This window comes from Neobacillus drentensis, from assembly GCF_036966985.1.
GTDB classification, from domain to species: Bacteria; Bacillota; Bacilli; order Bacillales; family Cytobacillaceae; genus Neobacillus; species Neobacillus drentensis_E.
This window is the reverse complement of sequence record NZ_JBALSN010000447.1, coordinates 1-5205: the sequence shown is the minus strand read 5'-3', so window position 1 is coordinate 5205 and position 5205 is coordinate 1. Positions and strand designations below refer to the sequence as shown.

Here is a 5205-nt window from a genome sequence, read left to right as displayed (position 1 = left end):
GCTGCTTGGTGAGTGGTTATTCGGGCTTTGGGACTAAGAATCATCTTGGGTTCACTTCCTTCGAAGTAGGCTATCCTTTACGAAATTGATCTTTCGTATGCATCATCTTCGGACGACGTTTCATCATCTGAATAGGCATGCGGATCATAAAATCTTTCAAGTCACTTAATCGATAAGGTACAGCAGGACTGGTATAAGGTACGCCAAAACTCTTCAGTTTCACCAAATGACTGCAAAGCAAGAGGAAAAACAGAATAACTCCGTACAATCCAAACAATGCAGCAGCAAACATGGCTACAAAGCGAAGAATACGCAAGGGGATCCCTGCACTATAACTCGGAATGGCAAAGGAAGAAATGGCGGTTATTGCTACTACAATAACCATAATATTACTAACAATCCCTGCTTGGACGGCTGCTTCACCGATGATTAGTCCGCCAACAATCCCCATCGCTGGGCCAATGGGTTTAGGTAAGCGCAGCCCAGCTTCCCGTAAAATTTCGAGGGCTATTTCCATAAGCAGTGCTTCTATTAGTGAGGGGAAAGGAACACCTTCCCTAGTTCCTGTAATTGAAATGGCTAACTTGCTTGGGATCAATCCCTGATGAAAAGAGATAAAAGAAATATAAAGTGAAGGTGCAAACAACGTAACAAGGGCTGCTCCAAAACGTAAAAGACGGATGAGGGAGCCGGGAATCCATCGTTCATAATAATCTTCCGGCGATTGCAATAACATGCTAAACGTAACCGGTGCGATCAAAGCGAAAGGTGTTCCATCTAACAAGATTGCCACTCGTCCTTCCATCAATGCGCTGATTACACGGTCAGGACGCTCTGTACTTTGTACTTGCGGAAAGGGACTAAGGTAATTATCTTCGATCAGTTGCTCTACATAGCCTGATTCCGGTACATGATCCATATCGATCTTCTGAATTCTTTTCTTTACTTCTTCTACTAATTCCGGGTTAGCAATCTCATTCATATAGGCAATGGCCAATTCTTTTTTTGCCCGTTTTCCTATTTGGAATTTTATTAATGTTAAGTTCACGTTTTCACCATGGCGTCGCAAAAGGGCGGTATTATCGGATAAAATTTCAGTAAAACCAACTCGTGGACCTCTGACCAGTGCTGCTGCTACCGGCTCTTCAATATTCCGTTTGTTTGCTTTGGTTGTACCAAGAATGAACGCATCTGATAGTCCATCAATCAAAAGGGCTGTCATACCTGTCAATATTTTTGCTATCAACTCTTTAATATGATTGACTTCTTTTATTTCACTAATAGAAAGAATTTGATTTTTAATAAACTCTTTTGAAATGGTTCCTTTTACATAAGGGGGTTCCAGTTTAAATTCGTTGAAAAAATCAACCATCAATGATTTCATAATATGTTTGTCGATGAGATCTTTATCGGACAGTCCTTCTACAAAAATGATGGCCGACCGAATGCCTGTACGCCCGATACTAAACTCCCGAACGTGCACATCCGAGTTAAGAATGATTTCTTGCCTGATAAGTTCCAAATCCAAGGTAAAATCGCCCGTAAAATGACCTGTTGGATATTTATAATGCTTATAATCTTCCTTTTTTTCACTTTCATTTGTATGGTTTCTTATTTTTCTGATCTTTGATTTCCAGATTCTCATCACTCTTCCTCTAATGTAATGATCCAACTAAAAAATTTCGAGATAGAATAGGGGATGAAAAACGCAATAAAAGCTTGCATAAAAACATACCAGTCTGGAAGATAGGAAGCGATCGTTATCCACATATTTATCACCTAATAAATATCCCATGCCTGCAGCTGACATAAGGAGCATCTTCTGTAGAATGTTGTCATTTATAAAAAATCATTCCTCGACTAGTAATATTACCTTATATAGAGAATTTATGTATCGAGTCTTAATTTTGTTTTGACCATTCTTCATTGAAAGACGATGATCATTGGATTTTGTTAATGACTAATATAACACTAATATGTTTTGAAACTTTTAAGTTGTTTTGTATTCTTCTGTATGATTGTGTAGGTCCTATTATAAATTAAAGCTACAGTATTAGAAATTATCTATCAGTCAATGAGAAAAGAGGAACAGTAATCTTTTATTGGGGGAATTTTTAATGTGGGTAATCACTCTCTATTCAAACGAAAATACGTCGATGTTCGAATTTGATACAGAAAAAGAAGCAAGGGAAGCTTTCAAGAATATTAAAGGATGCAAGATTCTTTCCGAGATTATTTATTTTAATGATCATTGTTTTGCTTCAGCTACTTTTTAAGAACCTTATCATGATAACTAGAAGGAAAATGGGACGAAATTCAAAGTTTTTATACTTTTTGATTCGTCCATTTTCCTTATTTAATTTAGATAGGAATAAGAAAAAGATGTTCTCTGCTTTAGGTGTCATAAAAATAAACCAACAATTAGATAGGCTTACTAAAATAAATGAAATCCACTACTTGAATGTCAAAGTAGTGGATTTGTTTTAGATAGATATGCAGGATTCTACCAGAAAAAATCTATAGATATTCAGACCATAATGTGTTTAAACGTCTTATGATTATATGGCCTTTTCCTCTTCTAAGGTTGAATCAACTTGAGAGAGTTCCCAACATTCAATGTTCTCATGATTCTTAATAGTATCTTTATAAAATACCGGATCTTTACCATCCTTTTTCTGTTTAATGTAATCGTTTAATGCACTAAATGCCACTTTTGATAATAGAAGAATGGCAATTAGGTTTACAATCACCATGAAGCCCATAAATAAATCAGCTAAATCCCATACAAGTTGAATCTTTGCAACTGAACCGAATATAATCATGGCGAATACGCTTATTCGGTAAAGCATCAACCATGCTTTACTTGTATGTAAAAAGCGAATATTTGTTTCCCCATAATAATAGTTACCAATTAACGCACCGAATCCAAATAATAAAATAAAGATGGCAAGACAGCCTGATGCCCATGAACCGATATGTTCACTTAATGCTGCTTGTGTAAGTGCAATACCATTTAGCCCGGGTTGTTTGTAAGCATCAGAAAGTAAAATAATAAATGCTGTGCTTGTACAGATGATCAGTGTATCCGTTAATACGCCAAATGCTTGAATAAGTCCTTGTTTCACCGGATGACTTGTTGTTGCTGTTGCGGCAACGTTTGGCGCACTCCCCATACCAGCTTCATTCGAGAATAAGCCTCGTTTAACTCCATTCATGAGCGCAGCGCCGAGTGAACCGCCTGCCACTTGTTCAAAGCCAAACGCGTTTTTAACAATAAGAGAAAGTATTTCCGGCATTTTTGTTATGTTCGTAGCTATGACAAATAATGCAACACCAATGTATAACATAGCTAAAAGCATAACTTTGTATTCAGCTAGTTTTGCAATACTCTTCAAACCGCCAAAGATAATCGCAGCGAAAGCAATTGCCATGATAATCCCTACAGTTAAACGATCTGTACCAAATGCGTTCTCAAAAGCAATTGTAACGGTATTTGATTGTACAGAATTAAATACAAGACCGAAAGAAAGCGTAATTAAAATGGAGAATAATACTCCCATCCAACGTTTGTGTAATCCTTTTTCCATATAATAGGATGGGCCGCCGCGGAAACCGTCTTTATCTTTTACTTTATATACTTGTGCTAACGTACTTTCAATAAAGCTGGATGCTGAGCTAATAATAGAAATAATCCACATCCAAAATACCGCTCCAGGACCGCCTAATGCAATCGCAATCGCAATTCCTGTAATATTACCTGTTCCAACGCGTGCAGCCATCCCAATACAGAACGCTTGAAATGGCGAAATGCTGTCTTTAGAACCAGTTCTCCCTTCCATTAAAACACGGACCATTTCCTTCAACATTCGAAACTGTACAAATTTCGATTTAAATGTGAAATAAAGACCGAATATAACTAACATAATAATCAATAACTTTGACCATAGAAAATCATTTGAAAAGCTAATAATGGCATGTAGTAATTGTTGCATGTGCATCACTCCAGTAAAAGTTTAGTAGTTTGATATAAAAAATAAAGATCTAGCGACTTAGTGTCTTCCTTTTATTACTTGGCAGAAGCAAAGTTTCTGCATATGCTTATTAGAAAATACTTAGATCCCATTCTTGTACTAAATGTTTTAATAGCATAACCCCTGTTAGGCTATTCCCATATTCATCAATAGCTGGTCCATATATACCAATACCGCATCCATCTTGAAAAGGCAGTTCGCTTCTGACGTTTGGAGGAACTAGTGCCATTATGCCCCCAGATACACCACTTTTTGCTGGCAACCCGACAAATGCCGCAAATTTACCCGAAGCATTGTACATTCCGCAAGTAAGCATTAAGGCTTTGGCTAATTTAGCTACTTTTTTGGGCAGGACCTGTTCTTGACGAATAGGATGATATCCATCATTTGCAAGAATCAGTCCAATCAAGGCTATGTCTTCTGTGGTTACTTCTATTGAACATTGTTTCATGTAAACCTCTAAAGCTGCCTCTACATCCGATTCTAAATAATCCGTTTCCTTTAAATAGTAAGCTAAAGCTCTATTTCGGTAAGATGTTTTCCACTCAGATTGATACACTTCCTCATTAATAGCCGGACGTTTTCCTATCAGTTTTTCGATTAATTGATAAAGAACTTCTAATTTTTTGTTTGAAGTTTCTCCTGGCAGTAGTGAAGCTATGGTAATCGCCCCAGCATTAATCATTGGGTTAAACGGCTTTCCCGTCTTATGCATTTCTAAACGAATAATGGAATTAAAGGCATCCCCAGTTGGTTCTACATCAACTCTCTCTAACACATAAGAAATTCCACAGCTCAAGCATGCGGCTATAAAGCTAAGCACTTTTGATATACTTTGCAATGTGAAAGATACTTCATAATCCCCTGACTTTATTGCTGTTCCATCCGGTCTTATGATGCAAATGCCTAAATGCGATACGTTTTTCGTTCTTAAAGCAGGAATATAATTGGCGGTTTGCCCTTTAGTAGCAAAGGATCTATAATGTGCAACCCATTCATCTAAGAAAGCATTCCTTTGGCTATAAAGCTTATCGTTTTGGTCTTTAATCATCCCTTCAGCCATATCCTTCCACCTCTCTAATTTTTTGAATGAAAACTTCCTGCCTTTAATACCTTCTGCAGAAAAAATAATAATAGACTGGTATAAAGACATGAAAATTGAATACCTTTAAGC

General features: G+C 37.0%; 4 protein-coding genes. 1 reads left to right on the top strand and 3 read right to left on the bottom strand.

Annotation, left to right across the window (positions count from 1 at the left end; all coding sequences use genetic code 11):
- Positions 1-70 precede the first annotated feature (70 nt).
- Complete coding sequence (locus tag V7659_RS24870) at positions 71-1645, bottom strand: spore germination protein (RefSeq protein WP_335542796.1); 1575 nt, start codon at positions 1643-1645, stop codon at positions 71-73.
- A 472-nt stretch (positions 1646-2117) separates the two neighbouring features.
- Here V7659_RS24870 and V7659_RS24865 point away from each other — a divergent pair, with 472 nt between their 5' ends.
- Positions 2118-2276: a hypothetical protein gene (locus tag V7659_RS24865; protein ID WP_186328661.1), complete on the top strand. Its 159-nt coding sequence runs from the start codon at positions 2118-2120 to the stop codon at positions 2274-2276.
- A gap of 282 nt (positions 2277-2558) precedes the next feature.
- Here the strand turns inward: V7659_RS24865 and V7659_RS24860 are convergent, their stop codons facing one another.
- A complete protein-coding gene (locus tag V7659_RS24860; protein ID WP_335542795.1) occupies positions 2559-3992 on the bottom strand; it encodes an alanine/glycine:cation symporter family protein in 1434 nt (477 codons plus the stop codon).
- 109 nt (positions 3993-4101) lie between these two features.
- Positions 4102-5082 carry a glutaminase gene (locus tag V7659_RS24855; RefSeq protein ID WP_335542797.1) on the bottom strand — a complete coding sequence of 327 codons (981 nt, stop codon included), beginning with the start codon at positions 5080-5082 and terminating at the stop codon, positions 4102-4104.
- Positions 5083-5205 lie beyond the last annotated feature (123 nt).